The sequence below is a fragment of the Cellulosimicrobium sp. NPDC057127 genome (genome assembly GCF_042670945.1).
Lineage (GTDB): Bacteria > Actinomycetota > Actinomycetes > Actinomycetales > Cellulomonadaceae > Cellulosimicrobium.
In genome coordinates this window covers 1-18,388 of the sequence record NZ_JBHUUP010000023.1, presented here as the reverse complement: position 1 = coordinate 18,388, position 18,388 = coordinate 1, and the positions used below count along the sequence as shown (strand labels likewise).

The following is an 18,388-nucleotide window of genomic DNA, read 5'->3' as shown; positions in this document are numbered from 1 at the left end:
GGGGCGTCACCGCCCGGGTGTCACTGCACGTCGACGACGTCCACCACGAAGACGAGGGTGTCGGTGCCGCCGATGCCGGCCTGCGGCACGCCGCGCTGGCCGTAGCCGTGCTCCGGCGGGATCGACAGCAGGACGCGCGAGCCGACGTTCTGACCGACGAGACCCTTGTCCCAGCCGCCGATGACGGCACCCACACCGATCGGGAACGCGATCGTGTCGCCGCGGTCGTACGAGTTGTCGAACACCTGCCCGCCCCACACCTGCCCCAGGTAGTGGACGACGATGTTGCGCCCGGCGGTGACGGCGGGCCCGGAGCCCTCGCTGAGCACGACGACCTGGAGGCCCTCGGGAGCACCCTGCTCGGGGAAGGTGAGGGTCGGCTTCTCGCCGAAGGACCCCGAGGGGGTCGGGAGGGTGGTCTGGTCGGTCACGAGGATGCCTTCCGTCGATGAACCGGGCGTGGAGCTCGCCCGGTGTGGGCCACGGCGAGCGCCGTGACGCCCTCACCCTACGCGGAGGCTCCCGCTCGCGGGGGAGGCTCTTGCCAGACGTGGCTAATGGTATTAGCCTAGGGGCTATGTCTCAACGAACTCCAACACTCGACCTCCGGTTCCTCCACCGGCCCGACGGCCGTCTCGCGTACACCGACCAGGGCAGCGGCCCGCTCGTCGTCGCCGTCCCCGGCATGGGCGACGTGCGCTCGACGTGGGACGACGTCGTGCCTCCCCTCGTCGCGGCAGGGCACCGCGTCGTCGTCATGGACCTGCGCGGTCACGGCGACAGCGACACCACGTTCCGCACGCACGGCGACGAGGCCACCGCCTCGGACCTCGTCGCGCTCGTCGAGCACCTCGACGCCGGGCTGGCGGCCCTGCTCGGCAGCTCCATGGCCGCCTCGGCCGCCGTCGTCGCGGCGGCCGACCGCCCGGACCTGGTGCGCGGTCTCGTCCTCGTCGACGGGTTCCTCCGCGCGAGCGGGTCGGCCACCGCGCAGCGCCTGATGCGCGCGGCCTTCCGTGTCGCGCTCGCACGCCCGTGGGGGCCGGCCGTCTGGTCGGCGTTCTACGGGTCGCTCGTGAAGGGGCGGCGCCCCGCCCGGCTCGCCGCGCACCGCGCCGCGGTCCGGGACAACCTGCGCGACCCTGCCCGCCTCCGGTCGTTCCGGGACCTGACCCTCCAGCTCGACCACGCCGTCGTCGAGCCCCGCCTCTCGCACGTGCAGGCGCCCGTGCTCGCCGTCTTCGGCGCGCTGGACCCCGACTACGCCGACCCGGTCGCCGAGGCCGCGTTCGCCGAGCAGGCGCTCGGCGCGACGACCCTGGTCCTGCCCGAGGTGGGCCACTACCCCCAGCTCCAGGCGCCCGAGGAGCTCGTCGCCGCGACCGTGGCCTTCCTCGCGACCCTCCCGACGGGAGAGGCCCGTGCCTAGGGCGGGGCTGTCGCACGACGCGGTGGTCGCGATCGCGCTCGAGCTCGTGGACGCGGGCGGGCCCACCGGCTTCGCGGACCTCTCCCTCGCGAAGGTCGCCGCGCAGGCCGGCGTCGCGACGCCCAGCCTGTACAAGCACGTCGGCTCGCTCGCGGCCCTGCGGCGCGAGGTGTCGACCGTCGCCGTCGACGACCTCACGCGCGTCATGACCGACGCGACGGTCGGGCTCTCCGGCCCGGCCGCCGTCGAGGCGCTCGCCCACGCGATGCGCGGGTTCGCGCGGTCGGCGCCGGGCCGGTGGGCCGCCGTGCAGGCCGCGCCCGACCCCGACGACCCCGCCGACGCCGCGCTGTCGGCCGCCGCGGACCGCTCGGTCCGCACGGTCGCGGCCGTGCTGCGGGGCTTCGACCTGCCCGACGACCGCACCATCGATGCGATCCGCTCGGTCCGCGCGAGCGTGCACGGGTTCGTCTCGCTCGAGCTCGGCGGCGGGTACCGGCTGCCCGACGACCTCGACGCGAGCTTCGCCACGCACGTCGCGATGGTGCTCGCCGGCCTGGACGCGCTCAGCGCGCGAGGAAACCCAGCAGGTCGTGCCGTGTGAGCACGCCCACCGGGTCGCCGTCCTCCACGACGAGCAGCGCGTCGGCGTCGTGCAGGGCGGCGCGGATCGCGTCCACGCCCTCGCCCGCGCCGATGAGCGGGAAGCGCTCCTGCATGTGCGCGTCGACGCGGTCGGCGAGCGACGCCACCCCGGAGAAGACGGCGTCGAGGAGCGCACGCTCGCTCACCGAGCCGGCGACCTCGCCGATCTTCACCGGCGGCTCCGCGCCGACGACCGGCATCTGCGAGACGCCGTACTCGCGCAGGATCTCGATCGCGTCACGCACCGTCTCGCCCGGGTGGGTGTGCACGAGGTCGGGCAGGCGGCCGCCCTTGGCTCGCAGCACGTCGCCCGCGGTGACGCCCTCGTCGTCGGGCAGGAAGCCGTAGGACCGCATCCACGCGTCGTTGAAGATCTTCGACAGGTAGCCGCGCCCGCCGTCGGGTAGCAGCACGACGATCACGGCGCGCGCCGCGGCCTCCGGGTCCTTCTCCTCGAGCCGGCGCGCGAGGCGCAGCGTGGCCTCGACCGCCATGCCGCACGACCCGCCGACGAGCAGCCCCTCCTCGCGCGCGAGCCGGCGCGTCATGGCGAACGAGTCGGCGTCGCTCACCGCGATGATCTCGTCGGGCACGGCAGGGTCGTACGCCGCCGGCCAGAAGTCCTCGCCGACGCCCTCCACGAGGTACGGGCGACCGTCGCCGCCGGAGTACACCGAGCCGGCCGGGTCCGCACCGACCACCTGCACCGGGCCGCCGTCGGCGGCGTCGCGGCCGGCCGACACCTCGTGGAGGTAGCGGCCGGTGCCCGTGATGGTGCCGCCCGTCCCGACGCCCGTGACGAAGTGGGTCACGCGGCCGTCGGTGTCCGACCAGATCTCGGGGCCGGTCGACTCGTAGTGCGAGAGCGGGCCGTTGACGTTCGCGTACTGGTTCGGCTTCCACGCCCCGGGGATCTCCCGGGTGAGGCGGTCGGAGACGGAGTAGTACGAGTCGGGGTGGTCCGGGGCCACGGCCGTGGGCGTCACGACGACGCGCGCACCGTACGCGGTGAGCACGTCGCGCTTGTCCTGGCTGACCTTGTCGGGGCAGACGAACACGCAGTCGTAGCCCTTGCGCTGCGCGACGAGAGCGAGCCCGACACCGGTGTTGCCGGACGTGGGCTCGACGATCGTGCCGCCCGGCCGCAGCTCGCCGGACGCCTCCGCGGCCTCGACCATCTTCAGCGCGATGCGGTCCTTCACCGAGCCGCCGGGGTTGAGGTACTCGACCTTGGCGAGGACGGTCGCCGACAGGCCTTCCGTGACGCGGGTGAGCCGGACGAGCGGGGTGCCGCCGACGAGCTCGGAGACGTGCTGTGCGTATCTCATCCCTCGATCATCCCCGATGGGGTGCGCGGCCGACGTCACCGGACCCCGACGCTGGACCAGGGAATTCCCGTACGGTGTAGAGCGTTAGGTGTGCGACCGTCTCCGACCGGAAGGTGCCCCGTGCCCGCGAGCTCCGCCTCCCCCGCCGCCGTCGCCACGTCCCCGCCCGTCCCCGCCACGGCGCTCCCGCCGCTGCCCGACCAGGCCGAGCGTCTCGTCGCCCTGGGCGTCGCGGCGACCGCCGGCCTGCCCGACGCCGCGGTGCGCGCAGCGGCGCACGACCTCGCCGCGAGCGCCCCGCCGGGCGCGCTCCTCGTCGTCGACCCCGCGCTCGCGCCGCCCTCCGTGCTCGCCCCGCACCTGCGGCTGCCCGACCGGGACGGCGAGAAGGAGGGCTTCGTCGTCGTCGACATGGCCGACGTCGACCGGTTCGCCCCGCTGGACGGTCTCACCGTGCCCGACGGCGCGCTGTACGTCGTCACGGACGTCGACCGCGGCGACGACCTGGCGAGCTGGTCGCCCGACGAGGCGCTGCCGGAGATCACCCGACGCGGCCGCACCCCGCTGACGTTGGCGGAGGGCATCCACTGGGCGCTGCAGGCGCCGCAGGTCGTCGAGCGCAACCACTGCTACATGACGATCGGCTCACGCCTGCGCCGGGCGGACGGGCGCCTCGACGCGCGGACGCCCGCGATCTGGATCTCCAACGGCACCGGGCGCGACGGCCGCGAGCGCCGCGGTGCGCCGAAGGTCGGCTGGTGCTGGGCGGGCAACCGGCACACGTGGCTCGGGTTCGCGTCGGCGGCCGGTCGCGTGGGCCTCCCGGCCTGAGCGCGGGCACGCGGGAGAGCCCCGGCCGGGTCGGTCCCGGCCCGGGCTCTCCTCCGCGGACGTCAGCCCAGGAGGCCGAGCAGGGCGACGACGAGCACGACGGCACCCAGCACCACGACCACCACGGGCCGGCCGGCCGCCTCGGGCGCGGACGCCCGGCCGACGGCCGCCCCGACGGCGCCCGTGATCCCGACGACGACGGCCGCGCCGAGGATCAGCCCACCCTCGCCCGCGGCGCCGGCGTCGCGGAGCTGCGCCGCGAGCCCACCCGCGAGGAGCGAGCCCCACAGGGCGCCGGCGACGAGGCCGAGGACCGCGAAGACGAGCGCCGCGCGACCCTCGGTCGCGCCCCGCGTGATGCGGGCGCCGAGCCACGCGACGGCAGCGCCCGCCGTCGGCACGCTGACGAGCAGGAGCAGGGCCGCGAACGGCAACCATGCCGGCGGCGCCCCGGAGAGGACCATGTAGAGGACCTGGACCCCGAGCATGGCCGCCGCGGCGACGACGAGCCCGGCGACGAAGACAGGCACCCGCGGCGGAGAGTGCTCCGCCGCGGGTGCCGTGTCGCGAGAGGTGCGCGCCACCGTCAGTCGCTGCTCTGCAGGATGGCGAAGAGGCGCAGGAACTCCAGGTAGAGCCAGATGAGCGTGACCAGCAGGCCGAACGCGGCCGACCACGCGAACTTGGCGGGCACGCCGCCCTCGACGCCGCGCTTGATGGAGTCGAAGTCGACGATGAGCGACGCGGCCGCGAGGCCGACGGCGAAGAGGCCGACGACGACGCCGATCGTGCCACCGCGCATGCCCCAGCCGCCGAGAACGCCGGTCCAGACGAGGACCACGTTGACGAGGGAGAACGCGAGGTACCCCACCATCGCGATGAGGAGCCAGCGCGTGAACTTCGGGGTGACCCGCACCTTGCCGGACCGGAAGAGGAACAGCGCAGCGGCGAACGTGGCGATCGTCGCGAGGACCGCCTGGAACACGATGTCCGTCAGGTTCGCACCGTTGGCGACGGTCATGCCGGCGAACGCCAGGCTGATCCCGCCGAGGAACAGACCCTGCGCCACCGTGTACGCGACGATGAGCGCGGGGCTCGGGTTGCGCTTGAACGCGTTCACGAGGCCGAGGACGAGACCGACGACCGCGCCGATGATCCACAGCGCGGGCACCTGCGGCGTGAGCATCCACGAGCCGGCGGCGACGACGACGAGCAGCGCGAGCAGCCCGCCCGTCTTGATGACGACGTCGTCGTAGGTCAGGCGCTTGGTGTCCGCCGTGGTCGCGGCGGGCGCCTGGTACATCGCGTCGAGCGTCGCGGCGTCGGCGGTCTGGGCACCGTACTGGCCCCACTGCGCGTTCTGCGGCGGCGTGCCGTAGGCGGGCGCACCGCTCTGGCCCTGGGGCGCGGTCCCGTAGGCGGGGGACTGCTGGGTGGCGGCGCCTCCCCGCCGGTTGCGCGGGTCACCGAAGACCGCACTGTTGTTGAAGACGGGGTTGCTCATGAGCTCCTCCTGGTCGCGGCGTCCACTCTCGCAGCGGGCCTCGTCATCGGCGTTCCTGCCTCGAGTCGGGTGTCGCTGGCCTTGCGTTCATCCTACGGAACGTGCGAGTGCCGGTCACTGTTCCCGGCCTGGTGGGACCGCATCCGGGACAAATCTCGCCCGGGAGGCGGACCCACGGCCGCGCACCGCCCGCCCCGCGGTGCACCCACCCGTCGCGGCGTACGCCGTGCGACGTACGTCCTGCCCCCCGAAGGGCATCGCAGATACGCCGCCAGAGGGCTGACCGGCACCCGACGGCGCGCCTAGGCTCGACACGAACCTCGCGACGCACCCCGGCGGGCCACGAGCCCGCGGACATCCCACCCTGGAAGGGGCGAGCCATGATCGAAGCACGCGGCCTGACCAAGCGGTACGGGCCCAAGACGGCGGTGGACGGCATCTCGTTCACCGTCCGCCCCGGCACCGTCACCGGATTCCTCGGCCCCAACGGGGCCGGTAAGTCCACCACCATGCGCATGATCATGGGGCTGGACCGTCCCACCGCCGGCACCGTCACCGTCAACGGTCGCCCGTACGCGCAGCACCGCTCCCCCCTCACCGAGGTTGGCGCGCTGCTCGACGCCAAGGCGGTCCACACCGGACGCACCGCGTACAACCACCTCCTCGCGATGGCGGCGACGCACGGCATCCCGACGAAGCGCGTCGACGAGGTCATCGAGATGACCGGCCTCCAGTCGGTCGCGAAGAAGCGCGTCGGCGGCTTCTCGCTCGGCATGGGCCAGCGCCTCGGCATCGCCTCCGCGCTGCTCGGCGACCCGAAGACGCTCATCCTCGACGAGCCCGTCAACGGCCTCGACCCCGAGGGCGTCCTGTGGGTCCGCAACCTCGCCAAGTACCTGGCGTCCGAGGGCCGCACCGTCTTCCTGTCGAGCCACCTCATGAGCGAGGTCGCGCTCACCGCCGACCACATCGTCGTCATCGGCAAGGGCCGCATCATCGCGGACGCCCCCGTCGGCGACATCGTCAACGGCACCCAGCAGCGCACCGTGCGCGTCCGCACGCCGCACGCGACCCAGCTCGCCGAGCTCCTCACGCGCGACGGCGCCACCATCACGAGCGACGAGCCGAGCCTCCTCGTCGTCTCCGGCGCCGACGCCGCCGGCATCGGCGAGCTCGCGGCCGCCCAGGGCTTCGTGCTGCACGAGCTCACGCCCGTCACGTCGACGCTCGAGGACGCCTACATGGCCCTGACCGCCGACGCCGTCGAGTACCAGACCGAGTCCGCGCAGGCCCACGTGGGTCACGGCGCGGCGGGCGCGCCCGCCCAGAGCTTCGAAGGAGCACAGCGATGACCGCCACCGCCGTCGCCCAGGGTCCGACGACGACCCGCACCTCGCCCTACCGCCTGTCGTTCGGCCACGTGCTGCGGGCGGAGTGGATCAAGTTCCGCACGCTGCGCTCCACCGCGTGGACCCTCGCGATCACCGTCGTCGTCATGGCGGCGATCGCGCTGATGTTCGCGGCGCTCATGTCGTCCCTGAGCGACGACCCCGAGCTCGCCGCGAGCTCCGGCGGCCTCATGCCGGGCGTGATGATCGTGACGTTCGGGTACTCGTTCGCCCAGCTCGTCGTCGCGGTGCTCGGCGCCCTGACCATCACCGGCGAGTACTCCACCGGCATGATCCGGTCGACGTTCAGCGCGGTCCCGACGCGCCTGCCGGCCTTCGCCGCCAAGTCGCTCGTGCTCGCCGTCGTCACGTTCGTCGTGTCGGCGCTCGGCGTGGTCGCGTCCTACCTCGTCGCCATGCCGTTCCTGTCGGGCACCCCGCTCGAGGTCGACCTCGGTGCCGAGGGCACCATCCGTGCGCTCCTCGGCGCGCCGCTCTACCTCGCGGCGATCGCCGTGCTCTCCGTCGCGCTCGGCGCCATCATCCGCAACTCGGCGGGCACCATCTTCGGGCTCGTCGCGCTGCTGCTCGTGGTCCCCTCGATCCTCCAGGCGATCCCGACGGACTGGGTGCGCGACCTCGCGCAGTTCCTGCCCAGCACGGCGGGCGAGCGCCTCGTGATCGGCGACGCGATGAACGGCATGGGCACCGACTTCATCCTGAGCCCGTGGCAGGGCTTCGCGGTCCTCGTCGCCTGGGTCGCCGTGGCGTGGGTCGCCGCGGCCCTCGTCATCAAGCGCCGGGACGCGTGACCCAGCCCGCCACCACCCCGCCGACGCCGGACGAGCACACCGCTCGCCCGGCGTCGGCCGCTGCATCCCCGGACACCGCCCGGACCCTCCCGCTGCGCCGCGCCCCGGAGCCGTTCACCGAGCTCGACGCCCGGCGCCTCGGCCCGGTGCGGCGCTACTTCGCGCAGCACCCGCGCGTCATGGACTGGGTCGTCGTCGCGGTCTTCGCGGTCCCGGGGGTGCTGTACTCGATCGGCGCGACGGAGCAGCCCGGCTCCGCCCTGCTGATGCTCGCGTTCGTCCTCGCGGGCGGCACCGCCCTGCTCTGGCGCCGACGCCGCCCCGTCGGCGTCGCGCTCGCCACGGCGGCGCTCGGCGTGGCGGCGATCGCTGTCACCGGCGACACCGCCGGGTACGAGGTCGCCGCCATGTTCGCCACGTACGCCGTCGCCGCCGCCAGGTCCCCGCGCGTCGCGTGGCCCACGCTCGCCGCGCTCGTCCTGCCCCTGTCGGCCGCGACGCTCCTGTGGTACGACGTCGTCACCACCGACGACGGCGAGATGCTGCGCGCGAGCGTGACCCCCGGCGTACTGACGGTCGACCGCCTCGTGAGCATGCTCATGACGGCGATCCTGTGCCTCGTCGCCATGGCCATCGGGTCGAACGTGCGCGCCCGGCGACAGCACGTCGCCGACCTCGTCGAGCGGGCCAACTCCATCGCGCGCGACCGCGACCAGCAGTCGCAGCTCGCCGTCGCCGCCGAGCGCACCCGGATCGCACGCGAGATGCACGACGTCGTCGCGCACTCGCTCACCGTCATGGTCGCGCTCGCCGACGGCGCCAAGGCGTCCGGAGCCAAGGACCCCGAGCTCGCGGGCCACGCGCTCGACGAGCTCACCGCCACCGGCCGCGCCGCCCTCGCGGACATGCGTCGCGTGCTCGGCGTGCTGCGCGACCCCGCGACCGGCGAGCCGTCCGCAGCGCCGCTCGCCCCCGCCGACGACATCGAGGAGCTCGAGGACGTCGTCGAACGCTTCCGGACCGCCGGCCTGCCCGTGCGGCTCGTGCGCCGCGGACCGCAGCCCCGGCCCGAACCCGCCGTGCGCCAGGCCGCGTACCGCATCGTGCAGGAAGCCCTCACGAACGTGCTGCGCTACGCGCCGCTGTCCCCCGTCGTCCTCGTCGAGGTGGTCCGGTGGGACCGCACGTCCACGCGCGAGGGCGACTGGGTCGAGCTGCGCATCGTCAACCGCTCCGGGCGCCGCCCCGGCGAGGGCGCCGGAGCCGACGAGCGTGCGCTGCCGCCGTCGGTCGCCGCGCACCACCCCGCGGGCGTCCCCATCGGGACCGGTCGCGGCATCATCGGCATGCGAGAGAGAGCCGCCGTGCACGGCGGCACGGTGACGGCGGGGCCCGTCGGCGACGGCTGGGAGGTCGTCGCACGGCTGCGCCTCGACACAGGAGGACACGGATGACCGGCACGACCACGGGCGCAGGACCGGGCGCGGGGCACGAACCGGTGCGCACGCCGATCCGCGTGCTGCTCGTCGACGACCAGGCCCTGCTGCGCATGGGATTCCGCATGATCCTCGCCGCCGAGGACGACATCGAGGTCGTCGGGGAGGCCGGCGACGGCGACACCGGCGTGGCCCAGGCCTCCGCCCTGCGCCCCGACGTCGTGCTCATGGACGTGCGCATGCCCGGCACCAACGGCATCGACGCCACCGCGCGCATCGTCGCCGCGCACCCGTCGTCGCGCGTCGTCATCCTCACGACGTTCGACCTCGACGAGTACGCCTTCGCCGCGCTGCGCGCCGGCGCGAGCGGGTTCCTCCTCAAGGACGCCAAGCCCGGCGAGCTCGTCGGGGCGATCCGCGCCGTCGCCAGCGGGGACGCGGCCGTGTCCCCGCGCATCACCCGCCGCATGCTCGAGATGTTCGCCGGCCAGCTCCCGGCCGACGGCGCCGGCACCTCCGCGCCCGCGCCGAGCGGCCGCGACGACCCCCGCCTCGCCGAGCTCACCGCCCGCGAGGTCGAGGTCTTCGAGGCGCTCGGCGAGGGCCTGACCAACGCCGAGATCGCCCAGCGCTTCGTCCTGTCCGAGGCGACGGTCAAGACCCACGTCGGCCGCGTCCTCGGCAAGCTGGGGCTCCGCGACCGGGTCCAGGCCGTGGTGCTGGCCTACGAGACGGGCGTCGCGCGCCCGTCGTAGTCCGTGGTCACCTCGGGCGATCTGTGGTTGCGTCCGGGTGGGCCGGGGTGGTGTCGGGTCGCCTCGGGCAGCCTGTGGTTGCGTCCGGGTGGGCCGGGGCGGGTCGTGTCGGGTCTACCATCCGCCGCTCGTGCCTCGCGGCTCCCGCCAGACCCGCCACGACCCGACACCACCCCGCCCCACCCCACCCTCGTCCGCCGTCGCACCCGCCCGGACCGCAGCACGACGTCGTGGCCCGCTCGCTCCAGCGCGCGGGTAGCCGGTGGCCTGGCGCACCGGTCGCCGCGGTGACAGGCAGGACGAGCGGACGGTGCGGCGTCGGATGCGAAGGGCGTAGAAGCCGCGCGCGAGAACCGGCGGCCGACCGCCCGAGGTGACGGCGCGGCAGCCCGAGCACCGACGGCGCACCGTCCGCGGACCCGACCACCACCGGCGCGGCCAGCCCGAGCACCGACGGCGCACCGTCCGCGGATCCGGCCCACAGCGCGGACCCGACCGACGCGGCGGCCGGGTCCGCGGAGCGCGCTCAGGCGGTCGGCTGGGCCGCGTGGCGGCCGACCGGGCTCTCGTCGTCGGTGTCGGTGTCGGCGTCGGTGTCGGTGGCGGCACCGTCGGGCGACGTGGACGTCGAGGACTCGAGCTCGCGGGCGGCGCGCTCCGCACGGCGGGCGCGCCGCTTCTCGCCGCGGCGCTCGACGAGCGTGTAGATGACCGGGACGACGACGAGCGTGAGGAGCGTCGAGCTGACGAGGCCACCGATGACGACGAGCGCGAGCGGCTGGGAGATGAACGCGCCGCCGCCGGTGATGCCGAGCGCCATCGGGGTGAGGGCGAAGATCGTCGCGAGCGCCGTCATGACGATCGGGCGCAGGCGCTGGCGCGACCCCTCGAGCACCGCGTCGTCGAGCGACCTGCCCTGCTCGCGGTACTGGTTGATGAGGTCGATGAGCACGATCGCGTTCGACACGACGATGCCGACGAGCATGAGCATCCCGATGAGCGACGGCACGCCGAGCGGCGTGGAGGTCGCGAGCAGCAGGAGCAGGGCACCGGTCGCGGCGAACGGCACGGAGACGAGCAGGATGAGCGGCTGCACGAGCGAGCGGAACGTCGCGACCATGACCACGTAGACGATGAGGATCGCGACGAGGAGCGCCAGCCCGAGGTCGGCGAACGCCTCCTCCTGCTGGGCGGCGACGCCGCCGACCTCCACGGTCGCGCCCGCCGGCAGGTCGAGCTCGTCGACCGTCTGCGTGAGCGCGGCGGTCAGCGCGCCGAGGTCCTGGCCCTCGGGTGTGACCGACACGGTCGCGCTCCGCTCGCCGTCCATGCGCGTGATCGACGTCGGGACGGCGACCTGCTCGACGGTCGCGACGGACGTGAGCGGCACCGGGCCGGCGGCGGTCGGGACCACCAGGGCCTCGAGCTCGGCGACGGTCGCGGGGCCCTCGCCCTGCGAGACGACGACGTCGACGGGCCCGTCGCCGAGGTCGACCGTGCCGATGGGCCGCGGCGACATGACCGACGCGACGAGGCCGGAGAGCTGCGTCTCCGTCAGTCCGGCTGCGGTGGCCGCCTCACGGTCGACGCTCACCTGGACGGTGCTCTGCTCCGCGGCGAGGTTGTTCGTCACCTCGAGGGCGCCCTCCGTGCCCGCGGCGGCGTCCTGCACCTGCTGCGCGGCGTCGGCGAGCGCGTCCGGGTCGGTCGTGCGGACGACGAGGTCGACCGTCGAGCTGCCCATCAGCGCCTCGCCGCCCGAGACGGTGATCTCGCTGGTGGCGTCCGTGCCGAGCCCGTCCACGGCGTCGCGCACCGCGTCCTGCGCGGTGGTGCCGTCGGCGTCCTCGGCGAGCGTCACGGCGAAGGTGGCCTGCGGCGTCGACCCGCCGCCCATGAACGCGGCGGTCGCGGCGTCACCCTGGCCCACGGACGTCTGGACCGTCTCGACCTCGTCGAGGCCGAGGAGCGCGTCCTCGACCGCGCGTGCGGCCTCGTCCTGCGCCGCCAGGGTCGCGCCCGGCTCGAACGTCTCGGTGACGGTGAGCGTGTCCTGGCCGGAGTCGCCGAGGAAGTTCGTCTCGAGCCGCGGCACGAGCGCGAGCGTGCCGGCGAGCACGAGGACGGCGACGCCGAGCGCCACCAGGGGGCGGCGCAGCGCCCCGCGCAGCGTCGGCACGTACGCGCGCTGCCAGACGCCGCGACGCTCCTTCGCCTCGGCCTCGGCGCGCGTGCGCTCCGCGACCTCGGCCGCGCGGGCGACCGACTCCTGCGAGCCGTCGTGCTCGACGACGCCCTTCGGGGGCCTGATGAACCAGTACGCGAGGACCGGCACGATGGTCAGCGCGACGAACAGCGACGCGAGCATCGCGATCGCGACGGTCACGGCGAACGGCCGGAACAGCTCGCCGACCATGCCGCCGACGAGCGCGATGGGCGCGAACACGGCGACGGTGCAGATCGTGGACGAGGTGATGGCGCCGCCGACCTCGCGCACCGCCGTGACGATGGCGTCGCGCTTCGGCTCCCCGTAGGACAGGTGCCGCTTGATGTTCTCGATGACGACGATCGAGTCGTCGACCACGCGCCCGATCGCGACCGTCATGGCGCCGAGCGTGAGGATGTTGAGCGTGTAGCCGGTCGCGTCCATGACGACGAACGTCACGCACAGCGACAGCGGGATGGAGATCGCGGAGACGAGCGTCGAGCGGACCGACGTGAGGAACAGCAGGATGACCACGACCGCGAAGACGAGGCCGAGGCCGCCCTCCGTCGCGAGCCCCTCGATCGACTCCTCGATGAACGGCGCCTGGTCGAACACCACCGCCACGCGCACGCCCTGGTCCGCGAGCGCGGCGTCGAGGTCGTCGAGCACGTCCTGCACCGCGTGGGAGATCTCCACGGTGTTGCCCGCGGGCGTCTTGGTGACCGCGACCGCGAGGGACGGCTCGCCGTCGAGCCGGGAGTACGACGTCGGGTCCGCCTCGACCGCGGCGACGGTCGCGACGTCGCCGAGCGCCACGACGCCCTGCGCGCCCTGCAGCGGGAGACCGGCGAGCTCCTCGACGGACGTGACCTGCGAGCCGATCTGCACGGTGAGCTCGGTGTCGCCCTCGACGACCGTGCCGCCGGGGACGAGCACGCCGTTGTCCTCGAGCAGGGACGACACGTCCGCGGCCGAGACGCCAGACGTCGCGAGCGCCTGCTGGTCGAGGTCGACGCGCACCTCGCGGTCGGCGACGCCGGTGACCGCGACGGAGCGCACCTCGTCGATCTCCTCGAGGCGCGGCACGAGGACGGACTCGACGACGGACGAGAGCTCCGCCGCGTCGAGCGCGTCGCCGCCCTCCTCCCCCGCGGCGGCGAGCTGGATGACGGGCAGGTCGTCGACCGACCCGGTGACGACCTGCGGTTCGACGTCGGCGGGAAGCTGGTTCTGGATGCGCGTGACCGCCGTCTGGAGCTGCTGGCTCGCGGCGTCCATGTCCGTGCCGTAGTCGAGCTCCACGGTCGTGACGGACAGGCTCGTGGACGCCGTCGAGCTGATGTCGGCGACGCCGTCGACGGCCTGCACCGCCGCCTCGACCGGTTCCGTGACCTGGTCCTCGACGATGTCCGGGGCGGAGCCCGGGTAGACGGCGACGACGGCCGCGGCGGGGATCTGCAGCGACGGGATGAGCTCCTGCTTGAGGGAGCCGAGGCTGAGGACCCCGAAGATCGCCGCGGCGACCGTGATCAGGGCGACGACGGCGCGGTTCGCGAGCGACGTCCGGGCAAGGTGGAGCACGGTGCCTCCAGGGCGGGCGGGGAGGGGGCCACGACGTCGTCGTCGATGTTTAGCCTAACGCTAAGCATCCCGGACGGGTTCCGGCTAGATTCGAGCTGTGGAGGCCGGGACGCAGCGCGGCGGGCGCGACGAGCGCGAGCGGCTCGCCGAGCAGGTCGAGGAGGCGGGTCGCACGCTGAGCGAGCTGTTCCTCGCCCAGCGTCTCGAACCCTTCCTCACCATGCGGCTCACCGTCCCGCAGCTGCGCGCGCTGACCGTCCTCCAGGTCGACGGCCCGAGCGGCGCCCACCGTCTCGCCGAGGTGCTCGGCGTCTCGGCGGCGACCGTGTCGGGCATCGTGGACCGGCTCGTCGCCGCCGGGATGGTCGAGCGCCGCCCCGACCCGCACGACCGGCGCGTGCGGATCGTCGCGACGACGCGCCGGGGGGCGGACGCGGTCCGCGAGCTCGCGGCCCGCGAGGAGCCGACGCAGCACCTGCTCGCACGGCTCGACCTCGACGACCTGCGCGCTCTCGCCCGGGGCGCCGACGCGCTCGTCGCCGCGGCGCGCGCCGAGCACCGCAGCACGTCCTGAACCTGCGCGTCAGGGCGCCGGCGGCAGCGCCCAGCGGATCAGTCGCGTCACGGACGCGCCCGCGGGGTGCGCGAGCCGGGCCGGCACGCGCACCTCGGGCAGGCCCGGGCGCGCCCAGGCGGGCAGCGACGCGAGCGCCGCGGCCGCCAGGCCCGCGTACACCGGCCGGACCACGGGCGGCAGGGGCGGCTCGACGAGGAGGAACCGCGCGGCGTCGCGCGCGGCGTCGGTGAGCACGAGGCCCGGACGGGCCTCCTCGACCGCGGCGTCCAGCTCCGCGCGGGTCCGCGGCACGTCCTCGACGCCGAGGCGTCGCCCGACGGCACCCACCTGGGCGACGTACTCGTCGCACTCCCGGGCGTCCAGGGGTCTGCGCCCGTACTCCTGATGGGCGACGAGGAAGCTCTGCGCCTCGGCCACGTGCACCCAGCGCAGCAGCTCGGGGTCCGACGCCGCGTAGGCCCGGCCGTCGGGCGCCGTGCCCTGCACGCGCGCGTGGACGGCCCGGACGGCGTCGACCGCGCGCTGTGCGTCGTCGACGGTGGCGAAGGTCGTCGTCGCGAGGAAGGTGGACGTGCGCTGCAGCCTCCCCCACGGGTCGCCGCGGTACCCGGAGTGGGCCGCGACGCCCGCCATGGCGAGGGGGTGCCAGCTCTGGAGCAGCAGCGCGCGCAGTCCGCCGACGAACATCGACGCGTCGCCGTGCACGCGCTGGATCGGCGAACCGGCGGGGAACCAGCGAGGCCCCGGGGTCTCGTGGATCCGCGACCGGGTCGCGGCGGCGTCCGGACCGGCGACGCGGGAGAAGATCGCGTCCCCCGCGGCGAGCCTGGCCCGCTCGAGCACCTGCACCATGCCCTCGATCATCACACCCGGCGCGGGAGAGCACCGGACGAGCGTGGTGCAGAGAAATCGCTGCAAAGAAAGCCTTGCAAAGGGATCTTTGCGTGGCTACGGTGGTCGGCATGAGCACCGAGGACCAGACACCCGCCGACGTCCCGGCCGAGGCCCCCACGGACGCCCCCGCTCACGTCAGCCCCGCGGACAACGTGCTCGGCCCGGCGCAGCTCAAGGCGCTCGCGCACCCGTTGCGCATCCAGATCCTCGACCTGCTCTCCAGCCACGCCGCGATGACCGCGAGCGGGATCGCTGAGCTCGTCGGCGAGTCGAGCGGGTCCACCAGCTACCACCTGCGGCAGCTCGCCCGGCACGGGTTCGTCCGGGAGGTCCACGGTCGCGGGACCGGCCGCGAACGCTGGTGGGAGCGTCCCCCCGGCGGCTTCTCGGTCGGCCTCCCGGACGACCCGCACGACGTCGCCACGATCGCGACGACCACCGTGGTCAACCGCGAGTTCGAGAGCGTGCGCGCCCGCAAGATCCAGGCGCTGCTGGAGAACCCGCGGGCGCTGGGGCGGGAGTGGCTCGACGCCACGCTCCTCACGACCAGGAACACGTGGCTGACCGTGGCGCAGATGCGCGAGGTCGCCGCCGCCTGGGAAGGGTTCGCCGAGACGCTCGAGCGCTACGGCAACCAGGAGCAGACGCCGGGAGCCCGCCCCGTGCAGATCCACTTCAACCTGTTCCCGCTCGTCGACGGCAAGGAGAACCCCTCATGAGCGCGTACTCCCCCACCCTGCCCCGCACCGCCGAGCTGACCGGCATCGACCGGCACCTCGTGCGGCTCGGCTCGGCCCTCACGGAGCTGGGCCGACGGCGCGCCCAGGCCCGCGCGCACGACCTCGCCGCGACCGCGGCACGGCACACGGCGGCCGTGGCGCGCGAGCAGCACCACGAGCGGCGGCAGGACAACGCCGTGCAGGGGAACCCCCTGCTCCTGCGCTGACCCGTGGCGCCGGGCCCGCGGGCGACGCCTCAGGCGGCGAGCACCACGCCGCTGCGGCTCGGCGCGCGACGAGGTGCGTCGGGCAGGGCGCGCACGGGCACCGCGGGCCGAAGCTCCTGCCCCGTGCGCGCGACCAGGTCGAGGAGCCGGATCCCGAGGGCGGCGCAGATCGCGGCGAGCACCTCCGACGACGCCTCCTTGCGGCCCCGCTCGACCTCGGAGAGGTAGGCGGTCGAGACCCGGGCCTCCGCCGCGACGTCGGCGAGCGTCCGGCCCTGCGCGGCGCGGGCGCGACGCAGGATGCCGCCGATCACGTGGCGCAGCAGCGGTTCGGGCCGCTCGCGCGTGGTCGTGGTCCGTCGCTCGCCCATCGCCGCTCCCGTCCGTGCGTCGCCCGTCGACACGTGTGCGTCACGCTACTCCCGCCCGCGGCCGCACGGGCCGGGGCGGGAGCGGTGATCTGCTCACGGCGTAACGCGTCCTTGCGGACGCGCCCCGCTCACCAGGACTCGAGCGAGTGCGCCATCTGCCAGAAGCGGATCTCGTGCCGGCAGCTCAGCTCGAACGCCCGCTCCATCCGGCGCCGCTCGGCCTCGCCGGCGTCCGCGGCCAGCGCGTCCAGCCGGGTGCGCTGGTCCGTGAGCACGGTCCCGGTGGCGTCGTCCGCGTAGAACTCCCACCACCCGGCCAACGGGTGGTCCGCCGCGATCGCGCCCGGCGTCGTCGCGCGCTCCGCCAGCCAGAACCGGCGCGCCGACCAGATGTACGTCCACGGGCACGGCAGCAGCGCCGCGAGCAGGACCCCGAGCGAGTCGCGGCCCGCCGCGAGCATGTGGTCCACGTACGCCTGGGCGCTCGGCGCGAGGCGCGTCGTCTGCGCCTCGGCGTACGAGATGCCGAGGAAGTCGCACATGGCGTGGTGGGCGTGCGACTCGTCGTCGAGCAGGAAGCCCGCCTTGTCGTGGAACCACGCCGCCCAGGCGCGGTCGGGCGCGAGCGTCATGCCGAGCCCGTAGCAACGCAGGTACGCGGTGAGGTACTGGTGGTCCTGGCCGACGTAGTGGCGCACCGCGGCGGGCGCGACCGAGCCGTCGCGCAGCCCCGCGAGGAAGGGGTGCTCGTAGAACTCGGCGAACAGGGGCGCGTACCGGCGCCCCAGCTCGGCGCTGAAGCCGGTCTCGTCACCGGCGACGAGGACCCTCGGGTCCCCCGTCGGCACAGGGTCGGACGGTGCAGGGTTCAGGGTGATGGCAGCAGGCGTCGTCATGCCCACGTTCCTCCGCTCGTGCTAGCGAGATCAGGTTCGACGGGTCCGGGCGGCCGTACCGCTCGTCTCAGTCCCTCGGCCCGGCGACGTCGTCACCGGGCGGGACACCCCGCGTGGTTCGCCGGCACCCTAGCAGGTCGGCGCGCACGTCCGCGGCGGTGCGCGCACCATGGGACAGGAGGACGTCGCCCGCGGGGCGGCGGGGACCGCCGAGGAGGCGCGATGTTCCGCAGCCTGTTCCCGATCATCACGGTGTCCGACGTCGAGCGGTCGCTGGGCTTCTACCGCGACCTGCTCCGCGGGACGGTGGCGTACGCCTTCCCCGACGACGGCCCGCCCGTGTACGTCAGCGTGCACGTCGGCGGCTCGCCGCTCGGCATCGGGCTCGACGAGGACGGCTCGGCGAACGGCGCCAGCACCCTGTGGGTCTACGTCGACGACTGCGACCACGCCGTCGAGCACCTCGCCGCCGCCGGGGTCACCGTGCTCGAGCCCCCGACCGACCAGCCGTGGGGCGAGCGCGTCGCCCGCGTGCAGGACCCGGACGGCAACCTCGTCGTCCTCGGGCAGGAGGCGCCGCCGGAACCGGAGCCGGCCGGCCCGACGGGGCTGTCGTGAGCGGGCGATCGGCCGCGCGCCCTCGCGTGCCCCCACCGGGACTCGAACCCGGAACACGCCGGGTTTAAGCCGGCTGCCTCTGCCAGTTGGGCCATGGGGGCCGGCCACGACCCTATCGCCGGGACCGGCCGGGACGACGACGAGGGGCGAGCCGACCGGTCGGCTCGCCCC

Annotated in this window: 19 protein-coding genes, 1 tRNA gene and 1 riboswitch; of the genes, 11 read left to right on the top strand and 9 right to left on the bottom strand. The window is 74.5% G+C overall.

From position 1 onward, the window contains the following. Positions 1–20 precede the first annotated feature (20 nt). Entirely contained in the window at positions 21–431 is a 411-nt protein-coding gene (locus tag ACFTZA_RS16340; protein ID WP_378197287.1) for an FKBP-type peptidyl-prolyl cis-trans isomerase, read from the bottom strand. A gap of 146 nt (positions 432–577) precedes the next feature. On the opposite strand from ACFTZA_RS16340, the gene ACFTZA_RS16335 reads away from it, so the two are divergent. Both ACFTZA_RS16335 and ACFTZA_RS16330 read left to right on the top strand, forming a co-directional pair. Next, entirely contained in the window at positions 578–1,429 is an 852-nt protein-coding gene (locus ACFTZA_RS16335; RefSeq protein WP_378197285.1) for an alpha/beta fold hydrolase, read from the top strand. After that, positions 1,422–2,033: a TetR/AcrR family transcriptional regulator gene (locus ACFTZA_RS16330; protein ID WP_378197282.1), complete on the top strand. Its 612-nt coding sequence runs from the start codon at positions 1,422–1,424 to the stop codon at positions 2,031–2,033. Before ACFTZA_RS16335 ends, ACFTZA_RS16330 begins: the two co-directional genes overlap by 8 nt. On the opposite strand, the gene ACFTZA_RS16325 is transcribed toward ACFTZA_RS16330, so the two are convergent. Further along, positions 1,996–3,402 carry a cystathionine beta-synthase gene (locus tag ACFTZA_RS16325; protein WP_378197279.1) on the bottom strand — a complete coding sequence of 469 codons (1,407 nt, stop codon included), beginning with the start codon at positions 3,400–3,402 and terminating at the stop codon, positions 1,996–1,998. The two genes, ACFTZA_RS16330 and ACFTZA_RS16325, sit on opposite strands and share 38 nt — an antisense overlap. Positions 3,403–3,522: 120 nt before the next feature. On the opposite strand from ACFTZA_RS16325, the gene ACFTZA_RS16320 reads away from it, so the two are divergent. Continuing rightward, complete coding sequence (locus ACFTZA_RS16320) at positions 3,523–4,233, top strand: DUF5701 family protein (RefSeq protein ID WP_378197276.1); 711 nt, start codon at positions 3,523–3,525, stop codon at positions 4,231–4,233. A 62-nt stretch (positions 4,234–4,295) separates the two neighbouring features. Here ACFTZA_RS16320 and ACFTZA_RS16315 read toward each other — a convergent pair whose 3' ends face one another. Then, a complete protein-coding gene (locus ACFTZA_RS16315) occupies positions 4,296–4,763 on the bottom strand; it encodes a hypothetical protein (protein WP_378197273.1) in 468 nt (155 codons plus the stop codon). 56 nt (positions 4,764–4,819) lie between these two features. Further along, positions 4,820–5,737, bottom strand: coding sequence for a Bax inhibitor-1/YccA family protein (locus ACFTZA_RS16310; RefSeq protein ID WP_378197270.1), 918 nt, complete (start codon positions 5,735–5,737; stop codon positions 4,820–4,822). 380 nt (positions 5,738–6,117) lie between these two features. Between ACFTZA_RS16310 and ACFTZA_RS16305 the strand changes: the two genes are divergently transcribed. The 4 genes from ACFTZA_RS16305 to ACFTZA_RS16290 are packed head-to-tail and all read left to right on the top strand — an operon-like array spanning position 6,118 to position 10,128. Next, entirely contained in the window at positions 6,118–7,089 is a 972-nt protein-coding gene (locus ACFTZA_RS16305; RefSeq protein WP_378197266.1) for an ABC transporter ATP-binding protein, read from the top strand. Next, complete coding sequence (locus tag ACFTZA_RS16300; RefSeq protein ID WP_378197263.1) at positions 7,086–7,937, top strand: ABC transporter permease; 852 nt, start codon at positions 7,086–7,088, stop codon at positions 7,935–7,937. The genes ACFTZA_RS16305 and ACFTZA_RS16300 overlap by 4 nt, the downstream gene beginning before the upstream one ends. Further along, positions 7,934–9,391, top strand: coding sequence for a sensor histidine kinase (locus tag ACFTZA_RS16295; RefSeq protein WP_378197260.1), 1,458 nt, complete (start codon positions 7,934–7,936; stop codon positions 9,389–9,391). The genes ACFTZA_RS16300 and ACFTZA_RS16295 overlap by 4 nt, the downstream gene beginning before the upstream one ends. Further along, a complete protein-coding gene (locus ACFTZA_RS16290; protein ID WP_378197257.1) occupies positions 9,388–10,128 on the top strand; it encodes a response regulator in 741 nt (246 codons plus the stop codon). Before ACFTZA_RS16295 ends, ACFTZA_RS16290 begins: the two co-directional genes overlap by 4 nt. A 526-nt stretch (positions 10,129–10,654) precedes the next feature. On the opposite strand, the gene ACFTZA_RS16285 is transcribed toward ACFTZA_RS16290, so the two are convergent. Beyond that, entirely contained in the window at positions 10,655–13,915 is a 3,261-nt protein-coding gene (locus tag ACFTZA_RS16285; RefSeq protein WP_378197254.1) for an efflux RND transporter permease subunit, read from the bottom strand. 97 nt (positions 13,916–14,012) lie between these two features. Between ACFTZA_RS16285 and ACFTZA_RS16280 the strand changes: the two genes are divergently transcribed. Then, entirely contained in the window at positions 14,013–14,489 is a 477-nt protein-coding gene (locus ACFTZA_RS16280) for a MarR family winged helix-turn-helix transcriptional regulator (protein WP_378197251.1), read from the top strand. Positions 14,490–14,498: 9 nt separating this feature from the next. Here the strand turns inward: ACFTZA_RS16280 and ACFTZA_RS16275 are convergent, their stop codons facing one another. Next, positions 14,499–15,344: an oxygenase MpaB family protein gene (locus ACFTZA_RS16275; protein WP_378197248.1), complete on the bottom strand. Its 846-nt coding sequence runs from the start codon at positions 15,342–15,344 to the stop codon at positions 14,499–14,501. A gap of 110 nt (positions 15,345–15,454) precedes the next feature. Between ACFTZA_RS16275 and ACFTZA_RS16270 the strand changes: the two genes are divergently transcribed. Next, the gene (locus ACFTZA_RS16270; protein WP_378197245.1) at positions 15,455–16,105 is read left to right on the top strand and encodes an ArsR/SmtB family transcription factor; all 651 of its coding nucleotides are present in this window, start codon (positions 15,455–15,457) and stop codon (positions 16,103–16,105) included. After that, positions 16,102–16,332: a hypothetical protein gene (locus tag ACFTZA_RS16265; protein ID WP_378197242.1), complete on the top strand. Its 231-nt coding sequence runs from the start codon at positions 16,102–16,104 to the stop codon at positions 16,330–16,332. The genes ACFTZA_RS16270 and ACFTZA_RS16265 overlap by 4 nt, the downstream gene beginning before the upstream one ends. Positions 16,333–16,361: 29 nt before the next feature. Here the strand turns inward: ACFTZA_RS16265 and ACFTZA_RS16260 are convergent, their stop codons facing one another. Both ACFTZA_RS16260 and ACFTZA_RS16255 read right to left on the bottom strand, forming a co-directional pair. Next, the gene (locus tag ACFTZA_RS16260; protein ID WP_378197239.1) at positions 16,362–16,703 is read right to left on the bottom strand and encodes a helix-turn-helix domain-containing protein; all 342 of its coding nucleotides are present in this window, start codon (positions 16,701–16,703) and stop codon (positions 16,362–16,364) included. A gap of 128 nt (positions 16,704–16,831) precedes the next feature. After that, entirely contained in the window at positions 16,832–17,599 is a 768-nt protein-coding gene (locus ACFTZA_RS16255) for a TenA family protein (protein ID WP_378197236.1), read from the bottom strand. Then, positions 17,590–17,721: riboswitch (TPP riboswitch) on the bottom strand. (Overlaps the previous gene by 10 nt.) Before the next feature lie 100 nt (positions 17,722–17,821). Between ACFTZA_RS16255 and ACFTZA_RS16250 the strand changes: the two genes are divergently transcribed. Beyond that, positions 17,822–18,217 carry a VOC family protein gene (locus ACFTZA_RS16250; RefSeq protein WP_378197233.1) on the top strand — a complete coding sequence of 132 codons (396 nt, stop codon included), beginning with the start codon at positions 17,822–17,824 and terminating at the stop codon, positions 18,215–18,217. A gap of 27 nt (positions 18,218–18,244) precedes the next feature. Here ACFTZA_RS16250 and ACFTZA_RS16245 read toward each other — a convergent pair. After that, positions 18,245–18,318: transfer RNA gene (locus ACFTZA_RS16245), tRNA-Leu, on the bottom strand. Positions 18,319–18,388: the final 70 nt, after the last annotated feature.